We start from the raw sequence: 24,893 nt of genomic DNA, 5'->3' as shown, positions 1-24,893 counted from the left end.
TTTCCTCACTCCTGCAGGTGCAGTGCCGGCTTTCCCGCCCGAGCAGTAGCGATCGACGCGCGATCGCTACTGCTTTCGGCCGCCAACTCGATCACCCGCAACGCGAAACGTCAGCCGTGGCTTGGGAACTAGATAACCAAGCCGCGGCGATCGAGCGTGGCCTGGCCGGCGCGACGCCGCAATCCGCGGGCTGGTTCCGCTTCTACTTCGAAGGCCAGCGCTGGGTGTGGTCCGACCAGGTGCAGCGCATGCACGGTTACAAACCCGGCACCGTGACGCCCACCACGGAACTGGTGCTCTCGCACAAGCATCCGGCCGACCGTCCTCAGGTTGCCGACGGCATCAATGACATGATCAGGCGCCGTCAGGCTTTTTCCACGCGGCATCGCATCGTGGACACCGGCGGCATCATCCACCACGTCCTGGTGGTGGGCGACCAATTCTGCGATGACGACGGGGAAGTCGTCGGAACCCACGGCTTTTACCTCGAACTCATCCCCGCGCCCGTCCGCAGCCGGGAGGAATCCATCAGCGCGAAGGTCGCCGAAATCGCCGGGCGCCGCGGCGTGATCGACCGCACCAAAGGCATGCTGATGCTGATCTACGGCATCGACGAGGACGCCGCCTTCAACATGCTCAAAACGCTGTCCCAGTCGGAAAACACGAAGCTCGGACTGCTCGCCCAACGGATCGCCGAAGACTTCGCGGCGCTGGGCAAAGAGGTCATCACCGCGCGCTCGCGATTCGACCAGCGCCTGCGCAGCCCGCACCTGCGCGCGCCCAGCACCGACGACACCACCTGAGCGGGCTCGGTCCTACTCGTCCGGACTCAGCCGGACCGCACCCAGATGCAGCCGGTCGACCGCCTCGGCGAACTCATCGCGTGTCGGTATGCGCTGGTCGCGAAACTTCAGTCCGATCATGCGTTGTGCGCGCCGGAAGCCATAGGACTCGGCGCAGCGAAACAACAGATCGGAGACGACGGCCCGGTCGCGGATGAGCTCACCGCGCATCGCGGTCGTCTTGCCGTCGTAAACGACCTGCACCGGTGCGCCGTCGCGGAAGTTCTGCTTCCATCCAGCGCCGGTCAGCGCGTACAGGTCATCGCCGATCACATGAGCGCTCAACGGAATTGAATACGGGTGTCCCGTCTTGCGCCCGGTGAAACTGAGCACCATCAGCTGCTTACGGGCCGGGCCTGCGAGCGGAGTCCGAAGCAGAAACCTCATCATCGGATTGATAAACCGCATCAGCACCGAGGGCGGGTGCCCGGCGTCCACCGCATACGACTGCTCTGTCATGCGTTCACCGTAGAGCCCACCGGGCCCCGGGCCTAGCGATGCGGGGCAAGCCGCGGAGCTCGCCGGTCTCCGCGGCCCGCGCATCTGGACTCAGCCGGTGATGGTGATCTGGTCGTCGATGGTGTGGGTGGCATCCATCAACGGCAGTTGGTCGCTCTCCAGGCCGTCGGCGTTGAGCTGGAGCACATAGATTGCGCCCTGGCTGGGGATCACCACCGTCTTCTGCGCGATGACGCGGGTTTTGCCGCCCTTCTGGTACGTGCCGCCCAGCTGCCAGGCCTGGAAACCGCCGAGTGTGGCCGCCGAACCGTCACCGGGCCCGTCATATCCGGGCAAATTCTGCACCTCGCCGGGGGCGGCTTGAAGGATCTTCGCAGCGTCCACATTGCCGGTCAGCTTGGAGAACAGCGCCGAGACGGTGGGCGGATCGGAGGGATTGGCCGGCTGACTCTGCACGATGCCGCCGTAGGAGGTGCCGGCATTCTGGTTGAGCTGCCAGCCCGCGGGCACGGGCAGGTCGACGTTCGGGCCCGGATCGCCGTGGTGCACGGGCGTCTCGGAGATGTTGTTGTCCTTGACGTAGTCGGCGATGGTGTACTTGGCCTTCGCCGCCGGTGGTGTGCTGGCTTGCGACGACCCAGACGTAGCAGTCGACATTGTCGTCGACGCGGATGTGGACGTCGACGTTTTATCACCGGATTTGTGGCCGTGGCCGCAACCGACCAGCGCCAAACTCAGCGCCACGGGGATAGTTGCTAGGGTCAAATGTTTCATTAATCAAACTCCCGAAAATTAAGGCCGGTACCAGCGCCAGCCAAGCTGGAATGACAGTAGCCGAAATGATCTACAACTTTGCCGGTATCTTTTGGACCTTTTGACCGAACCCCGGCTATCCGCCAATCGTTATCCAACTCGACGGCCAAAACGCCACGCGAATACGCCGTTATTCAGTCGTTTTCCAGTATTAGACAGGTATGCGGTCGCGGCGGGCCCTCATTGCGGTCATCGCGGCCTCGGCTGTCTTCATGGTCTTCATCGCGGCGGCACCCCCGAGGGGATACGACGGCCCGCCCGTGTTCGTGGCGAATCCGGTCGACCACGTTGCGACGCTCATCGGCACCGGGACGGGCGGCGAGACGGTGGGAGAGATCAACAACTTCCCGGGCGCCACCGTGCCGTTCGGGATGGTGCAGTACTCGCCGGACACCGTGGGCAACTACGCCGGCTACAACTACGACAACCCGCGCGCCACCGGCTTCAGCATGACCCACGCCTCGGTGGGATGCGCTGCGTTCGGCGACATCTCCATGCTGCCGGTCACCGGTGAAGTCGGCCTGCAACCCTGGAACGCGGCCGAAAGGATCGCCCACGACGACACCGAGCAGGGTGTGCCCGGCTACTACACGGTGCGGTTCCCCGGCACCGGGGTGAAAGCGGAACTCACCGCCACCGCGCACACGGGCGTCGGCCGATTCAGTTATCCCCGCAACGGACGCCCCGCGCTGCTCCAGGTGCGCTCCGGCTCGTCGCTGGCGGGCAATTCCCGCGCGACGATCCAGATCGGCGAGGACAACACGACGATCACGGGGTGGGCCACCAGCGGCGGATTCTGCGACAAGCCGAACGCCTACACGGTGTATTTCGCGATGAAGTTCAGCCAGCCCTTCACCTCGTACGGATCCTGGGATGGCAGTGCGGTTTACGCCGGCGCCCGCAGCGCGAACGCGCCGTACAGCGGCGGTTATGTGGAGTTCCCGGCCGGCGCGACGCTCGAGGTGCGCACCGCGATCTCCTACGTCGGTATCGAGGGGGCGCGGGCGAATTTGGCGGCCGAGGATACGGCGGGCTTCGACGACGTCCGCGCCGCCGCGTCCAGGGAATGGAACGCAGCGCTGTCCCGGGTGTCGGTCGCCGGCAGGAATGCCGACGATCTGACCACCTTCTACACCTCCCTGTATCGATCGCTGTTGCACCCCAACATGTTCAACGACGCCGACGGACGCTACGTCGGGTTCGACGGTGCCATTCACACCGTGGCTGCCGGCCACACGCAGTACGCCAACTTTTCGGACTGGGACACCTACCGATGCCTGGCGGCGTTGCAGGCGTTGCTGTTCCCCGACCGGGCCGGCGACATGGCCCAATCGCTGGTGAACGACGCCGAGCAGAGCGGCGCGCTGCCGCGCTGGGCGTTCGCCAACGCCGCGACCGGCGAGATGAGCGGGGACAGCGTGGTACCGCTCATCGTGAACCTGAATATGTTCGGCGCCAAAGACTTCGACGGAAAAACGGCGTTGCGCTACATGGTGGACGGGGCGACCAAAGGTGGTGCGGGTCTAAGCGGCTATGTGGCACGCCGCGGCATCGGCACCTACCTGCGGCTGGGCTATGCGCCGTTCACGTTGGAGTTCGGCCGCAACGGCTGGATCGCCGACGCGTCGATCACCCTCGAGTGGTCGGTCGACGACTTCACCATTTCCCGATTCGCCGGCTCGCTGGGCGATGCCGCGACCGCCGCAGAATTTGCGAACCGGGCTCAGTATTGGCAGAACCTGTTCAACCCGACCACCCGATACATCCTGCCGCGCAGCTGGACCGGATTCTTCCGCCCCGGCCCCGGGTTTGCGGTCGTGCCGGAAAATTTCGGCCAGGTCGGGTACGACGAGGGCAACGCCGAACAGTACGTCTGGTCGGTGCCGCACAATGTTGCCGGCCTGGTGACCGCGCTCGGCGGCCGCCAGACCGTGGCCGACCGGCTCGACCGCTTCACCGAGAAGCTCAATGTCGGCCCCAACCAGCCCTACCTGTGGGCCGGTAACGAACCGAGTTTCGGTGTGCCGTGGCTGTACAACTACATTGGTCAACCGTGGAAGACGCAGTACACGGTCGACCGGGTGCGCGGGCTCTTCGGTCCGACCGCCGACGGTGAGCCGGGCAACGACGACCTGGGCGCGCTGGCCAGCTGGTACGTGTGGGCGGCGCTGGGCCTGTACCCGGCCACCCCGGGAACGCCGATCCTGACCATGGGCGCACCGCTTTTCGACCGTGTCGAAATCGCCTTGCCCGCAAACAAGTCCATCCGCATCTTTGCCCCGGGCGCATCCGGACCACACCACCTCAAATACATCAGCGGCCTGAAGGTCGACGGCCAGGCCACCCAGCACACCTCGCTGCCCGAGTCGATCATCCGTACTGGGGGCACGCTGGCGTTCTCGCTTGCGGCCTACCCCGACAAGCATTGGGGCACAGCCGAAGCGGATTCCCCACCGTCGTTCGCGGAGGGTAGCTCGGCGTTGGCCGTCAACGTTTCTCAACCCGTCGTCACCATCGCACCCGGGCACACCGGCACCGTGACCCTCGATGCGCAGCGCATGACCGGCGCCGGCGAAGGCTACGCCCTGGCCGGGACGTCCTCCGATGTCGGAATCAGCGTGAAGCCGACGTCTGGTCAATTCGCCGCCGACGGCTCGGCCAGCGTCACCGTCCCTATCACGGTCGCACAGTCGGTGCCCGAGGATTACTACCTGGTGTCTTTGACCACCAGCGTCGGCCAAAGCGTGCGCACTTCAACCGTTCTCGTGGTCACGCAGGCCGAGTCCGAAAACTCCTGAGCGTCCTCAGACCATTTCGTTGGTGGTCAACCAGCGCATCACCGGCCAGCCGACGAAGACCGGCAGCCAGCAGGTCAGTACCCGGTACAGCAGGACGGACGGCACACCGACGGCGGCCGGCACGCCGAACGCGGCGAGGCCACCGATCAGCGCCGCTTCGACCGCCCCGACACCGCCCGGCGTGGGCGCGGCGGAGGCCAGCGTCCCGCCGACCATGGTGACCACGGTGACGGCGACGAAAGTTGTTCCACCGCCGAAGGCCTCGATGCTGGCCCATAACGCCAGCGCCGCGCCGAGCGTGGTGCCCGCACAACCCAGCAGGATCAGGGCCAGCCGCCGTGGTTCGCGGGCGAGCTTGACCAGATCGGTCGCCACCTCGTTCAGCTTGGGGCGCACCTCGGTCGCCAGCCACTTGCGCAGCGTGGGCACGAACAGGAACGTGCCGATGATGCCCAGCGCGATCCCCGCGATCAGGTACAGCAAGGTCGCGCTCGGGACGAAATGCCGCAGGTTCATCGACGCGCCGGCTGCGGCGCTGAACAAGACCAGCAGCGCAAGGTGCGCGATCACCTGTACCGACTGCTGCAGCGCCACCGCCGCGGTCGCTCGCATCGCCGACAAGCCACTCTTCTGCAAGAACCGCGTGCTCAGCGCCAGCCCGCCCACGCCGGCCGGAGTGGTGGTTGCGGCAAAAGTGTTGGCCACCTGGGCGATTGACAAGGTCCAGAAATTCACCATGCCGTCGGCGCAGGCCCACAACGCGGCGGCCGCACCGACGTACGTCAGCGCCGACACCACCAAGCCCCCCAGCGCCCACCACCAGTTCGCGGTCCTCAGCTGGGAGAAGAACGTCGGTGCCGTGCTGATGAACGGGTACGCGACATAAACCAGCGCACCGAACAGCACCAGCTGGACGATCTGGCTGCGGGTGAACCTGGTAATGGTCTGGGGCTTGATCTGATCGGCGCCGGTTTGGCGCTTGACCTCCGCCCGCGCACCGGAGATGACGGCGCCGGCGTCCGGTACCGACCGCCGGATGAATCGCGGCACAGCGACTTTCGTGAGCCGGCGCGACGCGCTCAGGATGGTGTCCTTGCCGAACACGTCAATGGCCGCGCGCACCGCGGACTTCGGTTCGTACAGGGCGGCGGTGGTAACCAGCAGCTGTGCGATGTCGGATTGAAGTTGGGCATCGGTCGCTCCGTATTCGGCACTGCCGAACCCGCCGAACATCACGGTGTCGTCCTCCACGGTGATGTGGTGGCTGCGCAGGTCGCCGTGGGCGATCTGGCGGTCGTTGAGGTCTCGCAGCGATTCCCACAGCCGGCCAACGGGAGTCGACTGCGCGCATTCGTCGATGGGTGTGCCGCGCGGGGGCCGGTGCGAGTACAGCATCCACCCCCGGTCCAGCGGGGCGACGGCGACCGTCGCCGTGTTGGCCAGGCCCGCCTCACCTATGGCGATCGCCATCAATGCGCGATGCTCCACGGCCCGCCGCATGGAGGTCACCAGGGGCGCGGTCTCGGCGTCGCGCAGCTTCAGCTTTCCCCAGAGTTGGCGCAGCGCTCCGCCGCTGCGTTGATGCGGGCCGTACAACTCGATCAGCGCAGTTTCACCGAGATGTTCACCGTCGGCCGAAAGAATCAGCGGGCCCCGCCCGGCCGGGCGCACCACGGTGAGCCGCGAGACGGCGAAGCCGCGCTTGGCCAGGGCGCGCACCGCGGCATCCAGTGGCACCTCGAGCCCCGGAGTGCCGACGACGAGCACCACCAGCGCGCCCACCACCCACCCGACCGCCAGGCCCACCAACGAGCGCGCCGGGACGATGGCGCTGATCACCAGATGGATGGGCACGAACGCCAGCAGCAGCGCCCACCACCAACGGCGCCACCGCGCCGGCAGCCAGGGACCCGAAACAGTCAGCACCGCCGCCAGCATCCCGATCCACCGAGGGTCATCGAGCAACTGCGCCGGCAGGGTGGTCAGCCGGTCGAGGGCGTCGAAGTGCCACCGCGGCGCGGCCAGGCCGGTGCCGCTGATCGACAACAACACGATCGCGCTCAGCCCCGCGGCGGCGTACGCGCCCAGCAGTTTCCACTGCCCGGCCACGATCAGGCCGATGAGGATCATGAACGGCAATGCCACGATCGCCACTCCGTAGACCAGGTACACCGCGTCGGATTGCGTGGGCGACAAAACGCCGACGATCTGCGAGACGGATTTCTCCAGCGCTATCCACTGCGGACGGGTGATCACCGACCCCGTGATCACCAGCGCCAGGAAGAGCGAGGCCAGCACCAGCCGCAGGATGTCATTGGTCCGCCGGGTCAACGGCTGCAGCAAGCTGCCGGAAACGAAGATGTCGCGCCCGTCAACTCGCATGTATTAACGATCCTTCGGATTGCCCGGCACCGCTGACACCTCGCTTACCGCCTGCTGAATTGCCCGCCGACAAGTTAACGTAAATACCCGGTTCGTTGACAGCTCCCGCTCATCCGGCACGCGTAGGGTCGGGTAGGTAGGCGTGCTAGCGAATTGGGGGGCAGCGGCGTGGCCAGGACGGACGACGACAGCTGGGAGATCACCGAGAGCGTGGGGGCCACGGCGCTGGGTGTGGCGGCGGCCCGGGCCGCGGAGACCGAGAGTGAGAACCCGCTGATCCGCGATCCGTTCGCGCGGGTGTTCCTGCAAGCCGCCGGAGAAGGCATGTGGGACTGGTTCGCGGCTCCCAATCTGCCCGCCCAGATCGCCGAGATCGACCCAGACCTGAAGCCGCGGATGCAAGGGATGGTCGACTACATGGCCGCGCGGACGGCGTTCTTCGACCAGTTCTTCCTGGACGCAACCGGCGCGGGCGTGCGCCAAGTGGTGATCCTGGCGGCGGGGCTGGACTCGCGGGCCTGGCGGCTGCCCTGGCCCCACGGCACCACGGTGTACGAGTTGGACCAGCCGCGGGTGCTGGACTTCAAGGCCGCGACGCTGCGCGACAAGGGTGCCCAGCCATCCTGCGAGTTGGTCAACGTTCCCGTCGACCTGCGCCACGACTGGCCGTCCGCTTTGCAGCAGGCGGGATTTGACGCCTCGGCGCCCAGCGTGTGGTCGGCCGAGGGGCTGTTGCCGTTTCTGCCGGCTGCCGCACAAGAGCTGTTGTTCGAGCGGGTGCAGGCACTCGGCGCGGAAGGCAGCCGGATCGCCGTGGAGGCGCCCGGTCCCGACTTCCTGGACGAGGGCGCCCACGACCGGCAGCGCCAGACCATGCAGCGGGTGCGCGACGTGATGGCCGATCTGGATCCGGACCGCGACATTCCCGACGTGCAAGACCTGTGGTACTTCGAGGAATGCGAAGACGTGGGTGACTGGCTGGGCCGCCATGGTTGGGACGTGACGGTCACCCCGGCGCCGGAGCTGATGGCCGGCTACGGCCGCAGACCACCACAAGACATCGACGACGCCACTCCGCAGACGCTGTTCGTCGCGGCGCAACGGACCAGAAAGGAAGCGTGACCGGAGAAATGAGCGGAGCCAGAACCGACAACGACAGCTGGGAGATCACCGAAAGCGTGGGGGCGACCGCGCTGGGTGTGGCCTCCGCCCGTGCGGCGGAGACCCGCAGCGAAAACCCGTTGATCACAGATCCATTCGCCCAGGTTTTCCTGGATGCCGCCGGCGACGGGGTGTGGAACTGGCATTCCGCGGCGCAGCTACCGGCCGAGATCATCGAAGCCGAGCCGACGTTGCCGCTGCAGATGCAGTCGATGGTCGGCTACATGGCTTCGCGCACAGCGTTTTTCGACAAGTTCTTCCTCGAGGCCACCGGCGCGGGCATCCGCCAGGCCGTGATCCTGGCGGCCGGCCTGGACGCGCGGTCCTGGCGGTTGCCCTGGCCGGCGGGCACGACGGTCTACGAGCTCGACCAGACCCGGGTGCTGGACTTCAAGGCGTCCACGTTGGCCGAGCATGGGGCAACGCCCGCCTGCAACCGCGTCGCGGTGCCGGTGGACCTGCGCCAGGATTGGCCGGTCGCGTTGCAACAGGCGGGTTTTGACATCTCCGCGCCCAGTGTCTGGTCGGCCGAGGGGCTGATGCCGTATCTGCCGGCGGCGGCCCAAGATTTACTGTTCGACCGCATTCAAGGGCTGACCGTTGCCGGCAGCCGGGTCGCCGTGGAGGCATTGGGTCCGACGTTCCTCGACCCGCAGGCCCGCGCCAAGCGCCGTGAGCGGATGGACCGGATCCGCGGGCTGATGGCCGACGTGGATCCGGACCGTGAGATACCCCGGACCGACGAGCTCTGGTATTTCGAGGAACGCGAGGATGTCGGCGAATGGTTCGGCCGCCACGGCTGGAATGTAACGGTGACACCGGCCGACGAGTTGATGGCCGGCTATGGTCGCGCAGCGCCCGAGGAAGTCCGGGACTACGTGCCCGGGAATCTGTTCGTGGCAGCGCAACGGACGACGAGCTAGCGACCGGCGGCGCCGAAAGCACTCTGCGCCAATGTCAACCGGGTTCATCGTCGTCCCCGCCGCGCAGGAATCGTTCGGGGTGATGAAATGCGTTTGTCCTCGGTTGCCCATGGTCTAGGTGCGGAGGCGCGATCCATTCGGTTTCGCCTCGGGCGTTGGCGCGGGTGGTCCAGCCCTTTTCGGCAAGTCTGTTGTCCGGTCCGCAGGCGAGGGTGAGCCCGTCGATGTCGGTGCGGCGGGTGGCGGTCCAGCCCTGGACGTGGTGGACCTCGCTGTGATACGCCGGTGCGTCACAGCCCGGTTTCGTACAGCCACGATCCTTGGCGTACAACATGATTCGCTGTGCCGGCGAGGCCAGCCGCTTGGTGTGCTGCAACGCCAGGGCCCTGCCTTTGTCGAAAATCGCGAGGTAGTGATGAGCGTGGCTGGCCATGCGAATCAGATCCGACATCGGCACCAAAGAGCCGCCACCGGTGAAACCCTTGCCTGTGGCGGATTCCAGATCCTGCAGCGTGGTAGTGACCACGACCGAGACGGGTAGGCCGTTGTGGCAGCCCAGCTCGCCCGAGGCCATCAAGGCGCGCAGCCCGGCCAGCAGTCCGTCGTGATTGCGTTGGGCTTGGCTGCGGGTATCGCGTCGGACCGCGTCCTCATCTGGTAGCTCGTCGACGAAGGGTGCGTGATCCTCCGGGTTGCACGCACCGGGAGCGGCCAGCTTGGCCAGCACGGGTTCCATCGTGGCCCGCGCCTCAGGCGTCAGATAGCCGGTGATGGGCGACATCCCGTCGTACTGCTGGTCGCCGATGGTGATGCCGCGCTTGCGGGCGCGCTCCGTATCGCTGAAGTCCCCGTCGGGGTTGAGCCAGTCCATGATGCGTTGGGCGTACTTGGCCAGTTCATCGGGACGATACCCGCCCGCCTTGGCAGCGAGGTCGGCGTCGGCGGCCTCGCGGGTCGGCAGGTCGACCGCGGCGGGCAGGTGAGCAAAGAAGCCCCGGATCACCCGCACGTGCCCATCGCCGATGAGCCCCTTGCGTTGGACGGCCGCCGTTGCGGCCAAGTTGGGCGCCAACAGTTCGCCGGTGAGCGCCCGACGTTCGCCGAGGTCGGCGGCCTCGTCGATGCGCCGCCCGGCCTCGGCCTTGGTGATGCGCAACCGATCGGCGAGCGCCGAGCGCAACGTGCCGCCCAGTTCTGCGTCGCCGGCCTGGGCACCGACTTGGTTGATCAAGACGTGCTGTGGTGCTCGCAGGCGACGCGCGACGCGTTCCATGCGTTCCAGTGCGCGCAGTCGTTCTGGGGTGGTCAGCGCCTCAAAAGTCAACTTGCACAGGCGGTCCACGTCGTCGTCGAGCGCGTCGAGAACGTCGACGACCTCTTCACGGCTGCTCGAACCCATGCGTCAAATCGTAGGAAGCACCACCGACAAGAATCGCGGCTTTGTGGCCACTGAAACCAAAGTGGCACAAGGGATTTAATGGCGGCTAGCGCGCTGCCGAATCGGGCTCCGGCGCACCGTTGCCCTCGTCGTCGGGTGCGTGCCCGCGCCATTTTCGGTAGCCACGATGCGCGGCGAACGCGCCGACGACGGCGCTCACACACCACACCGCTATGGCCGCGTAGGCCAACGGTGACGACCGGTTCCCGATCGAAGCGCCCAGCGCGGTGTAGGCGAATGCGCGCGGGGCCGAGCCGATGAACGCGCCAACGGCCATCTGCCACACCGGAACCCCGAACGCGCCGAACGCATACGAGGCCAGCGCATCTGAGATGCCGGGGACGAAGCGCTGGCCGACGACCGCCCACAGTCCGCCGCGTCCGATCAGGGCGTCGATGCGATCGGCGCGCGCCGTACCCAGCAGCACGCGTGCGCTGTCGCGACCGGCGCGCCGGCCGACGAAACTCGCGACGATCGCGGTGCCCACCGTCGCGCCCAGCGTCACGAAGACGCCCAATAGCGGACCGAACAGCAACCCACTGCCCGCGGCCAGTATCGAGCCCGGAACGAACAACGCGCCCACCACCGCCGAGACCACGACGTAGGCCAGGGGCGCCGCCGGTCCGGTCAACGACACCACACGACGGATCTCGTCGATGTTGATCACCCGCGCGACGGCCACCAGATAGAAGACCACGCCCAGAAACGCGGCGAACACGGCGAGCCGCACGATGTGGGACCTTCGCGATGTCGGTGGCGGACCGTCGGTGTCGTCCATGTTGACCATGATTGTTCCGCACCGCCGCTCGCTCATCCCAGCCGGGGATTTTCAACACGCCGCGGTGCGGGCGCGGTCGTCGTAGAGTGCCGCATATCAGGGAGTCGAATTCTGGTGAGAGGCCTTCCCCGATGACCGAGCAGCCTGTGCCGCCGAAAGGCAAGCGGATAGTCGTCTGCCTGGACGGCACCGCGAACCAGATAGGAGCCGGCAACCTCACCAATGTCGCCAAGCTTTTCGAGCTGCTCGACAAGAACGATCCCAGCACTCAACTGGTTTACTATGACCCCGGTGTGGGCACGCTGGCGCCGGCCGCCGCGCACTCGGCGGTGCGGCGCTCGGTGTCGCTGCTGATCGAGAAGGCGTTCGGTGCAGGCCTGAAAGACAATGTCGCACAGGCATACCGGTATGTGATGGAGCATTGGCGTCCCGGCGACGCGCTGTACATCTTCGGTTTCAGCCGCGGCGCCTACACGGCGCGCGCGTTGGCGGGCATGCTGCTGCGGCCGGGACTGATGCGGCCGGGTTCGGAGAACCTGCTGCCTTACGCGGTCGAGAAGTACGCCATCAACCGCGATTTCACGCAGGATGAGTTTGACCGCTGGGCCGAGTTCGCCCGCGCGTTCTGCTGGCGCACCGACGGCGAGCCGCTGTTTTCCGTGGTGCGTCAAAACAGTCCGAACCAGGTGTGGCACTACGCCGTGCCCGTGGCGTATCTCGGACTGTGGGACACCGTCAAGGCGGCCGGCTTCCTGCGGTTCGGCAGCCTGCGATGGCCCTACACCCGTTCGCTGCCCAACGTGGCGCGCATCCGCCACGCCGTCTCGATCGACGAGCGACGCCGGCCGTACCGTGAATATCTTGTCCAACGGCACCCGCAGGGCCTCGAGGAACGCTGGTTCGCCGGTGTGCACGCCGACGTCGGCGGCACGTTTATGCCCGACCACCGGCTTGCCGCGATTGCGTTGAAATGGATCGTCGACGGAATCACCGACGAACTGGCGATCGACGCGACGGCCTACCGGCGGCAGTGCGCGGTGACCGAAGACTTTGCGTGCGCGCCGATCCACAACAACGGGAAGTTGTGGTACCTGGTCGGCCGCCGGCATCGGCCGATGAACCCCGACGCGCTGGTGCACCCGAGCGTGTTGGCGCGCCGTCGTGACAATCCGGGCTACTTACCGAACCTGACCGACGAGCAGCAACGGCTGTCCGCCGACCCGAAAGATTGGATGTCTCCCGCGTTGTGAAGGAGCAACCGCCATGGCACTGAGTTCGCTGACCGAGCTGGACCAATACAAAGCCGCGCCCTTCCCCCCGGGCTATCCCGACGACACAAGGACGTTCTACAGTCCGGTCGACCAGGTGCACCAAGCGCTCAAGGCCCTGTTGACCTCGGCCAACAAGACCATCGTCGTGGCGATGTATGGTTACGACGACACCGAACTCAATGCGGTGCTCCAGTCGGCGCTGAACGACGAAAAGATCTATGTACAAATGAGTCTCGACTCCACGCAGGCCGCCGGAAAGTCCGAACACGCTCTGCTGGCCCCATGGCTCAATGACAAGGTCGGCAACAGCATCGCGATCGGTCACAGTGAGAAGTCGGCGATCATGCACTTGAAGATGGTGATCATCGACGGCGTCGACGTCATCACCGGTTCCACGAACTGGTCCACCGGCGGAGAATCCAAGCAGGACAACCAACTCACCGTGATCCGGGACCCATATGTGTGCGCGGAAGCTCGCTCGCGGATCGACATCATCCACGACGGCATGCTCAAGCAGATGGCCGCGCGGGCTGGGTCCGGAAGCGCACCCCAGGGTGGCCCTGCCGCTACTTGACCGACCGCAGCCGCTGCCGCAATCCGGTGGCCCGCACCGCGCGGCGTTCGATCGCCGCGCGGACCGAAGCCTCGGGGCCCACCACCCGCACCTTGGTCTTCGCGCGTGTCACCGCCGTGTAGAACAATTCCCGCGTCAGCAATCGCGAATCCTCCGGCGGTATCAACACCGTCACCTCGTCGGCCTGGCTGCCCTGGCTCTTGTGGATGGTCATGGCATGCATCGTCTCGACCTCGCCGAGGCGGCTGGTCGCGAAGTCCAACGGCCCGGTCGCGCCGGCGACGACGGCACGCAGGCCGTCCGCGCCGGCCACCGTCACGCCGGTGTCGCCGTTATAGAGGCGCAGGCCGTAGTCGTTCGCCGTCACCAGCAGGGGACGGCCCGCATACCACTGCGACCAAGCCGGCTGGCCGGTCGCTTCGCCAATCCACTTCTGCACCTGCGTGTTCCAGTGCGTCGCCCCGTAGGGTCCCTCACGGTGCGCACACAACAACCGGTGTTCGTCCAGCGTGGCCAATGCCTGTTGCACCGCGCCCAGCAGCGCGGCCGAGCGCAGCCGCAGCGCGTGCACAACCAGCACCTCACGCAGCCGGTCGGCCGGACGCTCGGAGTCCACCCACTCGATGTGTTCACCGCCGGCCGCCAACAACTCCACGACGCGGTCCGCCTCGCCGATCCGGATCGCTTCGGCCAGGGCGCCGATCGACGTGCCGAATCGGTGCGGGGTCCGCAGGGCGGCCACCCGGACGTCGTCGCGAGCGGCCAACCCGTCCACCAGGTCGGCCAGCACGGCGCCCGCTTCGACCGAGGCCAACTGGTCGGGGTCACCGACCAGGATCAGCCGGGTGTCCGGCCGGACCGCCTCGACCAGCCGCGCCATCATGGTCAACGACACCATCGACGTTTCGTCGACCACGATGACGTCGTGTGGCAGCCGGTTGCCGCGATTGTGCTTGAACCGCACGGACGTATCCGCCCGCGGACCCAGGAGGCGATGCAGCGTGGTTCCCGGAAGACCGGTCAGCCGAGCCCTGTCCGCCGTGCCGAGCCCCTCGATTCCCACGGCCACCGCCTCGGCCAGCCGGGCCGCCGCCTTGCCGGTCGGTGCGGCCAGCGCAATCCGGGGTCTCGGCCGACCGGCACGCTCGGCTTGTTCGACCAGCAGGGCGAGCAGGCGGGCGACCGTGGTGGTTTTGCCGGTGCCGGGCCCCCCGGTCAGCACGGTCAGCGCCTGCGACACCGCGATCTCGGCGGCGGCGCGCTGTTCATCATATCCGGGCGGGAAAAGCCGTTCGTAAGTGGATGATTCGACGGTCGCGGGCGCCACCGAAAGCGCCAGCAGGTCGATGCAGACCTGCTCTTCCTCGAGCCAGTACCTGTCGAAGTACAGCAGATCGCCGAGCAGCCGCAGCACCGGTGGCGTCTGAAGCAATGCGCTGGAACGCACGGTCGCCATCCAGTCGTCGGCGCCGGGCCAGGGGAGGTCGGCATCACCGACCTGGGCGGGCACCGCGCGCAGATCCACGCACACCGACCCGCCCCGCAGCGCACGCACCACCAGCGCGAGCGCCAGCGCCACCCGCTCATCGGATTCGCCGGTGAGTGCGGTAAGCCGTTGTGCCACATGGACGTCGGCGGGCTCGAAAATACCGGCATCACTGAATGTGCGCAGCAATCCGGTCGCGGACATCACTTCAACCGTCACGCGGCGACCCCCTGCGCGTCGAGCAGGTCCGACAGGGCCGCAATCAACGACCAGGGCGGTCGCCAATCGAACACACCCGCCGGGTGACCGTCGAGCACCGGCGTATCCGCACCGCACATCCCCCGCAGGAACAGGTAAAGGACGCCGCCGAGATGCCGGCTCGGGTCGTAATCGGCTAACCGCCAACGCAAAAACCGATGCAACACCGCGCAATACAGCAGCGCCTGCAGCGGATAGTCCGAGTGCAACATGGCCTCCGCCATCCGTGCCCGGTCGTAGTCGGCGGCGGTCAGCGGTCGCTCCGGATCTCCGAGCCGGTTGGTCTTGTAGTCCACCACCACGAAACGATGCCCCGAGCCGTCGGGAACGCGGAGCACGGCGTCGATCGAGCCGGTGAGGTATCCGCGCAGCGACTGATCACCCAGGCCGTGTTCGGCCAGCCGGTCGGCATACGACGCCAGCACATCATCGGCCGGCAGGTGCTCGCGTAACAGCGGCGCCAGATCCGCCAGCCGGACCTCCGGCGCCGGCGCTCGACGGTCACCGCCGGCCAGTGGGAGCTCAAAGTCCAGTTCGCGCAACCGGTCTGACAGCCCGATTTGGCGTAGCGTCATACCACCCGTCAACGGGCCCAGCGGCGTGTCATGCATCGGAACCATCGCCGCGGCCAGCTGCTCGGGGGCCGCGGCAACCGGCCACCACGCCGAATGCGCCCGGATCTGCGTCTCCAGCTCGGCGGTCAAATCCGCGGCGAACGGGTCGGCTGTCTCGAGCACGGCGTGCACCAGCGTGCCGAACGTGGCGCCCGCTGGAAGATCCGCCATCGGCGAGGGCACGTCCGGCCCGGACACCGCGGAAACCAATGGGATGTCGCCGACTTCGTCGTCGAGTTCGCCGATTTCGGGTTCGCTGCTGACCCCGCTGGTCTGCGCCGCCCGAATCAAACCGGAATAGGAGGTGCGCCGCCAGCCGGTGTCGATGCCGCGGTGGAAGTGGCGATTCTCCAGCCGCCGCGGCACCGGCTCGGCGGGCAGCGACGGCGCCGGTGCCACCAGCGATTCCTCGATGACCGGCCCGCCGGCCGCCTCCCACTCGCGCAGCCGGGCCATGGCGTCGTCGTCGGCGATCTTCGCGGGTTCGCATCGGTCCGGTACCACCGCCTCGCCGGGCCGCCGGCCGCGCAGCAGCCGCGACAGCCCGCCATTGGGTTCGTAGTACGCCGGTGACCACCACGCCACCACCTGGGCCTGCGCCCTGGTCAGCGCGACGTAGGTCAACCGGCTGTCGTCACTGGCGTCCTCTTTACGCCCAAGTCGCTCGACGGCTTTGAAGTCGGGGCTGTCCTTGCCCCCGACGTGCAGGCAACGCATGCCGTCCTCGTCGTGGAAAAGCACCACGTCGCTGTCCTGGGTGTTGCGGTTGAACGCGAACGGCAGATACACGATCGGGTATTGCAGGCCCTTGCTGACGAAGACGGTCATGATCTGTACGGCGGCGGCATCGCTGTCGAGCCGGCGGTTGCGTTCCGGCGCGCCGCTGCGCTCATCACGCTGCCGGCGCAGCCAATCGCGCAGCGCCGGCAGGCTGTAGTGCTCGCGGTGCGCGACATCCTGCAGCAGCTGGGTGACATGCGCCAGGTCGGTCATGTGCCGCTCACCGCCCTGCCAGGCGAGCACGCGGTTGCCCATCCCCAGCAACTGGGCTGCCTCGAAGATGGCCGCGACACCACGTTCGCGCGCATGACCGGCCCACTCCCGCAAGGTTTTCGCGATTCGATCCGTGAGCGCGTCACCGCCGGCCGCCAGCGTTTCGGCGGTCTCCCCGAAGAACATCGTCGCCGCGGCCGCGCGCACCATGCCGGGCCGGTGTGGTTGATCGAAGGCCTCCAGCAGGCACAGCCAATCTTCGGCGGCCTCGGAGGTGAACACGTCGGAGTTGCCCGTATAGACCGCGGGGACGCCCGCGTCGCAGAGCGCCTTGAAGCACGCATGCGCATCCCGGTGCTTCTCCACGATCACGGCGATATCGCGGGCTTGCAGCGGCCTACCGGCGAACGTGGCGCCGCCGGCCAGCAGCGCGCGGATGTCGGATGCCAGATCGGCACCGATGTGCTCGCGCACCTGGTCGATGGGCAGGTTCTGAATCCCACGACGCCCCAACGTCTTCCGCGCTACCACGCGCAACCGGAACGGCTCGTTGTGCGGTGCACCGGCGAGCCGATGACCGCGGTGATACGCGTCGACGTCATTCACCACGATCGCGGGGTCACCGAGTTGGGCGCCACCGAGCACCACCTGCAGCCGCTGCAGAAGCGCGGAATCACTGCGCCAGTTGACGTCCAGCGTCTTGCGCTTGCCCGCCGTCTCGGCGGCCCGCAGATAGGTCACGATGTCACCGCCGCGAAACGCATATATCGCCTGCTTCGGATCACCGATGAGAATCACCGTGGAGCGCCCACTGAACGCGCGGTCGATCACCTGCCATTGCACCGGGTCGGTGTCCTGGAACTCGTCGACCATGACGATCGGCCAGCGTTGATGCATCCGCAGGCGGGCGGGGGAGCCGTCGATGGCCAGCGCGTCGGACAGCCGGATCAGCAGGTCGTCGTAGCCGAGGACGCCCAGCCGGCGCTTGCGCGTATCCAGCTCGGTCAGAACGTCATTGGCGAACCTGACGCTGACGGCGGCCCGCGAATCGGGATCCGGGTCGCGCGGCCGCAGCTGCGTCGAAGGGTTCTTGACCACCTCGCGTGCCAGCCGCAGCGCTTCTCGGTAGTGCAGCACCGGATCGTCGCGCTCCTGACCGAAGTGGGCCAGGTACAGATCGTCGACGATTTCGGTCACCAGATCGTCGAGGCTCTCGAGCAGCGTCACGCTGGCCGCGGTGTCGCCCGCCACGCCGAGTGAGCGCAGCACCAGTTGGCAGAACTGATGGGTGGTGGCGATCGTCGCCGCATCGAAGCCGGCCAGTGCGTCGCGAAGACGCTCTTGGCGCGCCGCGCGCTGATCGTCGGTGCCGTCCAGCAGGTAGGCCACCACCTGGTTATCGCCGACGGTCGACGGATCGGCGAAAGCGCGCACGGCCTCGACGATTTGACACCGGACGCGTTCACGAAGTTCCTGGCTGGCGGCCCGGCCGAAGGTGATGAGCAGCATCTGATCCAGCGTCGCGGCGCCGTCGGCGAGATACCGGGTCACCAGCGAAGCCAACGCGAAAGTCTTGCCGGTTCCCGCGCTGGCCTCCAGTACGGTGGTGGAGCGCTCGGCCGGCAGGGCACCCAACAGGTCGAAGCGCTCCATCAGATGGGTTTCCTCTCGGCGCGCAGCATCGGCAGCCAGACCCGGGCCGCGTAGGCACCGAGCCGGTTGTCCTCGCCGTCGCACTCCTCGCCCGGGCGCACGGGCTGCATCAGTTCGTCGAGCGGCGCACCCTTCCCCCATGCCCGCACGTGTGCCGGAGCCTGGTCCTCACCCGGAAAGCGGTCGCTCGATCTCCATCGGTACCGCGCCTCGGCCACCGGGTCCTCGCCGCCGTACCGGGCGGCCGCCCAGGCATAGGACGTTTTGATGGGCAACGGAATCGGCTCACGCCGTCCGGCGTCGTAGATCTCCACCAGCTCGCGCAGCACCTCGATGACCTGCTCACGGTCACGCGGCGGCCCCAGACCCTCCACCCGGGTGCTGGTGCCGCGGCGCATGCGGCCGATGCACACCGCCGTCCAGTCCCGGTCGGCATCATGAGCGACCAACGCCAGCAACGGGATCCACGATTCGAGTAGGTGCTTGCCGTCCAGCCGCGAATACGTCACGGATACCAATTTGTCGCCATACACCGGCGACACCGTGCCGGTGAGGCGCCGTCCGCCGCCCAGATCGACGTCGACGTCGTAGGCCGCGCCGCCGGCGGGACGGTGGCGAAGCGCCTCGACCCCCAACAGGGCGGCCTGGTCCCGGATCTCGGTGACCTTGCGCCAGCCGAGCTGACCGGGGGGCAGCGTGCCGCGGCGCCACTCGGCTTGCCGCGCATCGTCCGGCGACATCCCGCGCAGGATGTCGCCCAGCATCCGGTCGCCGACCGTCCACTCTTCGAGACCGTCGATGTCGACCGGCATGGCGTCTTGCACGCCGTCGACGTCGTAAGGCAGCGTGAATTCCAGTGCGCGAAAGAAGCCTTTCACCGGGTCTTTGAAGAAGCCGACCAGGTCGGCGAGAATGACGTCGCCGGCCGGTGGTGGCGGCAAGGGCGCCGAGATGAATTTCGGCCGTTCGCTGTGTTCACCGGTGGTCGCGCGTGCCGCGCGCAGCACCGTGGGGTCGAAACTGAACGGCACGGTCGGGACGAGCCTGCCCGGGATCACATTGCGAATATCGAACGGCTGCAACGGATGCTGGACGACGACGCGGTCACGCACCTTGGTCGAAGTGGTCATGTCGAGGGTGTCCAGCAATTCGGCCAGCGGCACCGCCGGCGGACGCGGCTGCCCCGAATATTCGTTGGCGCCGGTGTAGGTGATCACCAGTTTCTCGGTGGCCGCGCCGATCGCGTCGAGCAGCAATTGCCGGTCCTCGGAACGGATGTCGCGTTCACCGGTCATCGGGCACCGGGCCAGCGCATCGTCGCCGTCGACGATGCCGAGCCGCGGGAACAGCCCGTCGTCCAGGCCGACCAGGCACACCACCCGGTGTGGCACCGAGCGCATCGGCACCATGGTGCACACCGTCAGGGTGCCGGTGCGGAAGTTCGCCCGCGTCGGGCGACCGGAGAGGCGTTGGGCTAGTAGCGCGCGAATGTCGGGCAATCGCAGCGCGGTGTCGCTCCGGGATCCGGCTTGTGCAGCCGTCCGGGCGAACTCGCGTTGCAGCTGACCGGTCTGCCATTCGTCCGCGTCGCGGACCCGTGTCAGCAGCGTGATGCCGTCGGTGAGGTTGGTCAGCCACTCGGCCAGCGGCCGGGTTCCGGTGAGCGAGTCGAGGACGTGCTGCAGCCGTGCGACGAATTCGGCCAACTGGCCGGCCAATTGGACGCGATTACTGCTGACGTCGTCGAGCGGCAGCGTGGCGTCGATCCATGCGTTCGAATCGTCGGACATCGCGACGCCCGCCAGTATCCGGTCGATGCCGAAACGCCATGTGTTGTGCACGAAGTCGACGTGGTAGGGCCGGCGATGCTCCTGGTCCAATCCCCACCGGATGTTCGCCTGCCGGACCCAGCGGGTGATGGCCTCCAGATCGTCATCGGTGAACCCGAACCGGGCTCGCACCGGCGGGGACTGGGCCAGGTTCAGCACCTCGCTGGCCGTCACCCGGCCGGCCGCCAGGGCCAGCAGTTGCGCGGCCACGCCCAGCAGCGGATTGGTCTGGATCGGCGAGCGGTCCGCCAGCCGCACGCGCAGTTGGTGGGCGGGATGGGCGCCGTGCACCACGTCGCCCAGGCCGAAGTCGGCCATGATCAGCGGCGCGTAGGTCTCGATGTCCGGGCACATCACCAGGATGTCGCGCGGCTCGAGCGTCGGGTCGTCCTGCAACAGGCCGAGCAGCACCTCGCGCAGCACGTCGACCTGGCGGGCGGGGCCGTGGCAGTTGTGTACCTGGACCGAGCGATCGTCGGACGCCGGCGTGCGGCCAAGTGGGCGAACGGTATTGGCGGCGATGTCGGACTGCAGCCAGCCGAGCAGCGTGTCCGCGCGGACGGCACTGGCCAGATACTCGTCGGTCCGGGGGACCGCCGGCAGGCTGCGTTGCAATTCACGCAGGTCTCGTCCCAGCGTCGCGAGCAGCGGATGGGACACCGCGCGATGGCTGACGTCCTCGCGCCGGGGAATGGCGCCGTGCGTGCCGGCCAGCGCACGCCACAGCTCCTCGCTCGGGTGCGGTAGCCACAGATGCAGGTCGTGGTGGGTTGCCACCGCCTCCAACAGCTCAACGTCGGTACGGGTCAACCGCGTGTGCCCAAACAGCGACAGCCGGGGCGGCAGCTCGCTAGGTGCTTCGCGCAGCCGCGCAACGGTCATGGCGTGGCGGACCTGCGGGGGGTCGGCGGCGACGCGCGCGACCAGCGCCCGCCACAGCTCGGGCTGCCAGCGCAGGTCCTCATCGAGATCACCGACGTCGCCGTTGCCCCAGTCGACGAGCAGTTGCGGGCGTTGCCGGGCATAGGAGTCGAACAACCCGGCCAGCCGGCGGGCGACCTCGTATCGCCTGCCCTGACGCAGCTCGGCTTCCGCACCGGTGTGGAAGTGACCCACGTGCATGGCCAGCGTGCGGCACCACGGTAGGTCCAGCGAACAGTCGATCGCCTCCAGCAGCGGCCAGGCCATGGCGTCCGGCGACCACGGATCGTCGTCGGCCGTGCCGGTGATCTCGGCGATCAACGAGCCCGGGCTGCGGAACGCGACCCCGGCGCACACCCCGTCACCGCCGCGCGCACCGAGCACATGCGACAGCCGCTGACTGAGCCAGCGCTCCACGCCACGCGCCGGGACCACGACGAGCTCGGTGGCGAACGGGTCGGGCTGCGGGTTGGCCAGCAGAGCGCCGAGACCGTCGGCCAACAGATCGGTGCGCTCGGCACGGTGCAGATGAAGCGGCATTGCGCTGTCACGATAAACCCGATGACCGACACGGGTGGGCGCTTAGGGCTGCGCAGTGTGTCGCCCGAGGGGCGGGTGCGGTGTTATTTCGCCAGCGTGAACTGGTTGACGTCGATGTATCCGACCCGGAATGCGTTGGCGCAGCCGGTCAGATACCGCATGTAACGCTGGTAGACCTCTTCGGACTGGATCTCGACTGCCTCGCGGTGGTGAGCCTGTAGAGCTTCGGCCCAATGATCGAGTGTGCGGGCGTAGTGCAGTTGCAGCGACTGCCTGCGCTTCAGGTTGAAGCCCATCTTCGATGCGTGGAACTCCACGATCTCGATCGCCGGCAACTGCCCGCCCGGGAAGATCTCGGTGGCGATGAACTCGTTGAAGCGCGTCTGCTCCTCGGTCATCGGCAGGTCGCGCTCGATGATCTGCTGCGGGGTCAGCATGGTGATGGTGTGCAGCAGCATCACCCCGTCCTCGGGCAGGGTGCGATGGGCCATCGCGAAGAAGTCGTCGTAGCGGTCGTACCCGAAATGCTCGAACGCGCCGATGGAGACGATCCGGTCCGCGTGCTCGTCGAACTCTTCCCAGCCGTGCAGCAGCACCCGCCTGCTGCGTTGGGTGTCCATCGCGTCGAAGAGCTTCTGCACGTGCGCGGCCTGGTGTTCGGACAGGGTCAGACCGACGACGTTCACGTCGTAGTTTTCGATCGCGCGCCGCATCGTGCCACCCCACCCGCACCCGATGTCCAGCAGCGTCATGCCCGGCCGCAGGCCAAGCTTGCCCAGCGAGAGGTCCATCTTGCGCAGCTGCGCCTCTTCAAGCGATATATCCCGGTTGCGGTCCCAGTACGCGCAGCTGTAGGTCATGGTGGGGTCGAGGAACAACCGGAAGAAGTCGTCGGACAGGTCGTAATGGGCCTGTACCTCTTCGAAGTGCGGCGTCAGGTGCTCTGCCACGGCGGCTACCGCCTTTCTGGCTTGGGGGCATTCAGTTGTTCACGAGTGGGCCGCTCAATTGGTTCACCACGGCTTCCAGGAAATGTGGCGATCGCACCCGACCGGGCCGGCGGGCATTCTGTTGTCGAATCCGGCGCTGCACACCCGGCGCGGCGATGGCCGTCTCGGAGGAAACTCGTGTTGAACTGTGGCCCAAGGTGTTTGGCTGCGTTGGCGCCCGTGCGCTCACATTTACCGGGGCTACACTACGGGCGAAGGCGCAATCGCTACCTCGGAATTCACCCGATCCTACGCCGGTTGATCCGGGAACAGAGTTGCTGGAGGGAACCAGATGGAAGCTTGGGACGCGATCTGCGCACGTCGCAATGTGCGGGAGTACCAGCCGAAACCGGTACCGGCCGACGACCTCGACCGCATCGCCGAAGCCGGCTGGCGCGCGCCGTCGGCGAAGAACCGCCAGCCGTGGGACTTCGTCATCGTCACCGATCGCCATCAGCTGCAGGAGCTGTCCACGGTCTGGCGGGGCGCCGGCCACATCGCGGCGGCCGCGGCCGCGATCGCCATCGGGGTCCCGCTGCCCCCCGACGAGCGCCGGGTGGTCACCGACAACTACGACGTCGGCCAGGCCACCATGGCGATGATGATCGCCGCCACCGACCTGGGGATCGGGACCGGTCATTCGTCGGTGGGGGACCAGGACAAGGCACGGGCAATCCTGGGCGTGCCCGATGATTACCTGGTGGCCTTCCTGCTCGGGATCGGCTATCCCGCGGATCGCCCGCTCGCGCCGATCCGCAAGCCGAATCGGCGGCCGTTCTCCGAGGTCGTGCACCACGGCCGTTGGTGATCGTCACGGCGAAAAAGCTTCGGCGCGTTATTGAGTCGTATGCTGATGGGCGTGCATGACCACCAGGGCGATTACGGGGTCGACGGTTCTTTTCACACCGTCTCGGCCCGCGCACAGGCAATAGGCATCGGCGCTCAGGCCGTCGGTCTGGCCGTGTTCGCGGGGATCAGCTGGGCGCGCGGGAGGCGGCTGCGGGCGGCGTTGGCCGCGGTGTCGTCCGCCGGGGTCGCGGGCGCCGTCGTTCTCTACATGCACGCCACCCGGACCGGGAAATTCGTTGTCTGGGACCGGGTTCTGCGCGATCTGCGCCTCGCGGGCGACGAAACGGTGCTCGACCTGGGATGCGGGCGCGGTGCGGTGTTGCTGGCGGCGGCCAAGCGGTTGCCGCGGGGCCGCGCGATCGGCGTCGACCTGTGGCAGGCCGACCAGACCGACAACTCCGAGCAGGCCACGCTGGCCAACGCGGCGGCCGAAGGCGTCGCCGATCGCGTCGAGTTACGCACCGCCGACATGACCGCGCTGCCGCTCGCCGACGAGAGTGTCGACGTGGTCGTGAGCAACCTGGCCATCCACAACATCGGTGGCCACGACGGGCGACGCCAGGCACTCGACGAAGCCGTGCGGGTGCTGCGGCCCGGGGGCCGGCTCGCCATCGCCGACCTGTGGGAGACGCGTCAACATGCCGCCCGGCTGCGCGAACTCGGCTGGCGCAACGTGCGCCGGCGCAACCTCGGCTGGCGCATGTGGTACGGTGGCCCCTGGTTCTCCACCCGCTTGGTCACCGCAACCAAGCCGGAGTGATACTGCGCGGGCATGCTTGAGGGCTATGAACAGAACCGAACTCACCGAACAGGTCGTTCTAGCCCGGCTTCGGGAGGGGCTGACGTGGCAACAGCTGGCCGATGCGATCGACCGGCCGGTGCTGTGGACAACGTCGGCGCTGCTCGGTCAGCACCCGATTCCGGTTGAGCAGGCCCAAATTCTGGCCGAGAAGTTGAAGCTCGACGCGTCCGCGGTGCCGGTGCTGGCGGCGGCGCCCATGCGTGGCGGCCTGCCCACCGCCGTCCCCACCGACCCGACCATCTACCGCTTTTACGAAGCCCTGCAGGTCTACGGCGGCGCCCTCAAGGAGGTGATCGCCGAACAGTTCGGCGACGGCATCATGAGCGCGATCAACTTCAGTCTCGACGTGCAGAAGAAGCCGCACCCGTCCGGAGACCGCGTCGTGGTGACGTTCGACGGGAAGTTTCTTCCCTATCAATGGGTTGCGGCGGACGCCTGACGCGAGGTCGCCGCAGTGAAGTGACGGCCCGTCGCGTACGTGTCAGACTGGCGGCGAGGAGGCGAAGGGAACGCGGTGGCG

General features: G+C 67.4%; 18 protein-coding genes. 9 read left to right on the top strand and 9 right to left on the bottom strand.

Features of this window, described 5'->3' with window-relative positions; translation table 11 throughout:
- The first annotated feature begins 116 nt into the window (after positions 1–116).
- Entirely contained in the window at positions 117–803 is a 687-nt protein-coding gene (locus A5782_RS17705) for a PAS and ANTAR domain-containing protein (RefSeq protein ID WP_067102919.1), read from the top strand.
- Between the two features lie 12 nt (positions 804–815).
- Here the strand turns inward: A5782_RS17705 and A5782_RS17700 are convergent, their stop codons facing one another.
- Both A5782_RS17700 and A5782_RS17695 read right to left on the bottom strand, forming a co-directional pair.
- Positions 816–1,301, bottom strand: coding sequence for a hypothetical protein (locus A5782_RS17700; RefSeq protein WP_067102917.1), 486 nt, complete (start codon positions 1,299–1,301; stop codon positions 816–818).
- A gap of 90 nt (positions 1,302–1,391) precedes the next feature.
- Positions 1,392–2,075, bottom strand: a complete 684-nt coding sequence (locus tag A5782_RS17695) for an LpqN/LpqT family lipoprotein (RefSeq protein WP_067102916.1) — start codon at positions 2,073–2,075, stop codon at positions 1,392–1,394.
- 200 nt (positions 2,076–2,275) lie between these two features.
- Between A5782_RS17695 and A5782_RS17690 the strand changes: the two genes are divergently transcribed.
- Entirely contained in the window at positions 2,276–4,912 is a 2,637-nt protein-coding gene (locus A5782_RS17690; RefSeq protein ID WP_067102914.1) for a GH92 family glycosyl hydrolase, read from the top strand.
- 6 nt (positions 4,913–4,918) lie between these two features.
- Here A5782_RS17690 and A5782_RS17685 read toward each other — a convergent pair whose 3' ends face one another.
- Complete coding sequence (locus tag A5782_RS17685; protein ID WP_067102912.1) at positions 4,919–7,294, bottom strand: lysylphosphatidylglycerol synthase transmembrane domain-containing protein; 2,376 nt, start codon at positions 7,292–7,294, stop codon at positions 4,919–4,921.
- 168 nt (positions 7,295–7,462) lie between these two features.
- Here A5782_RS17685 and A5782_RS17680 point away from each other — a divergent pair, with 168 nt between their 5' ends.
- Together A5782_RS17680 and A5782_RS17675 are read left to right on the top strand one after the other, a co-directional pair.
- Positions 7,463–8,416, top strand: a complete 954-nt coding sequence (locus A5782_RS17680) for a class I SAM-dependent methyltransferase (protein ID WP_067102910.1) — start codon at positions 7,463–7,465, stop codon at positions 8,414–8,416.
- Between the two features lie 8 nt (positions 8,417–8,424).
- Positions 8,425–9,378, top strand: a complete 954-nt coding sequence (locus A5782_RS17675) for a class I SAM-dependent methyltransferase (RefSeq protein ID WP_067103157.1) — start codon at positions 8,425–8,427, stop codon at positions 9,376–9,378.
- 34 nt (positions 9,379–9,412) lie between these two features.
- Here A5782_RS17675 and A5782_RS17670 read toward each other — a convergent pair whose 3' ends face one another.
- Together A5782_RS17670 and A5782_RS17665 are read right to left on the bottom strand one after the other, a co-directional pair.
- Positions 9,413–10,777, bottom strand: a complete 1,365-nt coding sequence (locus tag A5782_RS17670; protein ID WP_067102908.1) for an HNH endonuclease signature motif containing protein — start codon at positions 10,775–10,777, stop codon at positions 9,413–9,415.
- A gap of 85 nt (positions 10,778–10,862) precedes the next feature.
- Positions 10,863–11,594 (bottom strand): TVP38/TMEM64 family protein, encoded by a 732-nt coding sequence (locus tag A5782_RS17665; protein WP_067103155.1) that lies wholly within the window; start codon positions 11,592–11,594, stop codon positions 10,863–10,865.
- 131 nt (positions 11,595–11,725) lie between these two features.
- On the opposite strand from A5782_RS17665, the gene A5782_RS17660 reads away from it, so the two are divergent.
- Together A5782_RS17660 and A5782_RS17655 are read left to right on the top strand one after the other, a co-directional pair.
- Positions 11,726–12,844, top strand: a complete 1,119-nt coding sequence (locus A5782_RS17660; protein ID WP_067102906.1) for a DUF2235 domain-containing protein — start codon at positions 11,726–11,728, stop codon at positions 12,842–12,844.
- A gap of 13 nt (positions 12,845–12,857) precedes the next feature.
- Positions 12,858–13,439: a phospholipase D-like domain-containing protein gene (locus tag A5782_RS17655; RefSeq protein ID WP_067102904.1), complete on the top strand. Its 582-nt coding sequence runs from the start codon at positions 12,858–12,860 to the stop codon at positions 13,437–13,439.
- On the opposite strand, the gene recD is transcribed toward A5782_RS17655, so the two are convergent.
- The 4 genes from recD to A5782_RS17635 form a co-directional block, all read right to left on the bottom strand.
- On the bottom strand, positions 13,432–15,144 hold the full coding sequence (gene recD, locus A5782_RS17650) for an exodeoxyribonuclease V subunit alpha (protein WP_369815646.1): 1,713 nt from the start codon (positions 15,142–15,144) through the stop codon (positions 13,432–13,434). The two genes, A5782_RS17655 and recD, sit on opposite strands and share 8 nt — an antisense overlap.
- Complete coding sequence (gene recB / locus A5782_RS17645; RefSeq protein WP_067102902.1) at positions 15,141–18,443, bottom strand: exodeoxyribonuclease V subunit beta; 3,303 nt, start codon at positions 18,441–18,443, stop codon at positions 15,141–15,143. Before recB ends, recD begins: the two co-directional genes overlap by 4 nt.
- Positions 18,443–21,733, bottom strand: a complete 3,291-nt coding sequence (recC, locus tag A5782_RS17640) for an exodeoxyribonuclease V subunit gamma (RefSeq protein ID WP_067102900.1) — start codon at positions 21,731–21,733, stop codon at positions 18,443–18,445. Before recC ends, recB begins: the two co-directional genes overlap by 1 nt.
- Before the next feature lie 83 nt (positions 21,734–21,816).
- Entirely contained in the window at positions 21,817–22,683 is an 867-nt protein-coding gene (locus A5782_RS17635; protein WP_067102898.1) for a cyclopropane mycolic acid synthase family methyltransferase, read from the bottom strand.
- Positions 22,684–23,014: 331 nt separating this feature from the next.
- Between A5782_RS17635 and A5782_RS17630 the strand changes: the two genes are divergently transcribed.
- The 3 genes from A5782_RS17630 to cynS are packed head-to-tail and all read left to right on the top strand — an operon-like array spanning position 23,015 to position 24,812.
- Complete coding sequence (locus A5782_RS17630) at positions 23,015–23,530, top strand: nitroreductase family protein (protein ID WP_067102896.1); 516 nt, start codon at positions 23,015–23,017, stop codon at positions 23,528–23,530.
- A gap of 51 nt (positions 23,531–23,581) precedes the next feature.
- Positions 23,582–24,331: a class I SAM-dependent methyltransferase gene (locus A5782_RS17625; protein ID WP_067103151.1), complete on the top strand. Its 750-nt coding sequence runs from the start codon at positions 23,582–23,584 to the stop codon at positions 24,329–24,331.
- A gap of 25 nt (positions 24,332–24,356) precedes the next feature.
- A complete protein-coding gene (gene cynS / locus A5782_RS17620) occupies positions 24,357–24,812 on the top strand; it encodes a cyanase (protein WP_067102894.1) in 456 nt (151 codons plus the stop codon).
- The last annotated feature ends 81 nt before the right edge of the window (positions 24,813–24,893 follow it).

Source organism: Mycobacterium sp. 852002-40037_SCH5390672 (assembly GCF_001665875.1).
GTDB lineage: Bacteria > Actinomycetota > Actinomycetes > Mycobacteriales > Mycobacteriaceae > Mycobacterium.
Note: the sequence above shows the minus strand (reverse complement) of the source record. Positions and strands in the feature narration are given on the sequence as shown.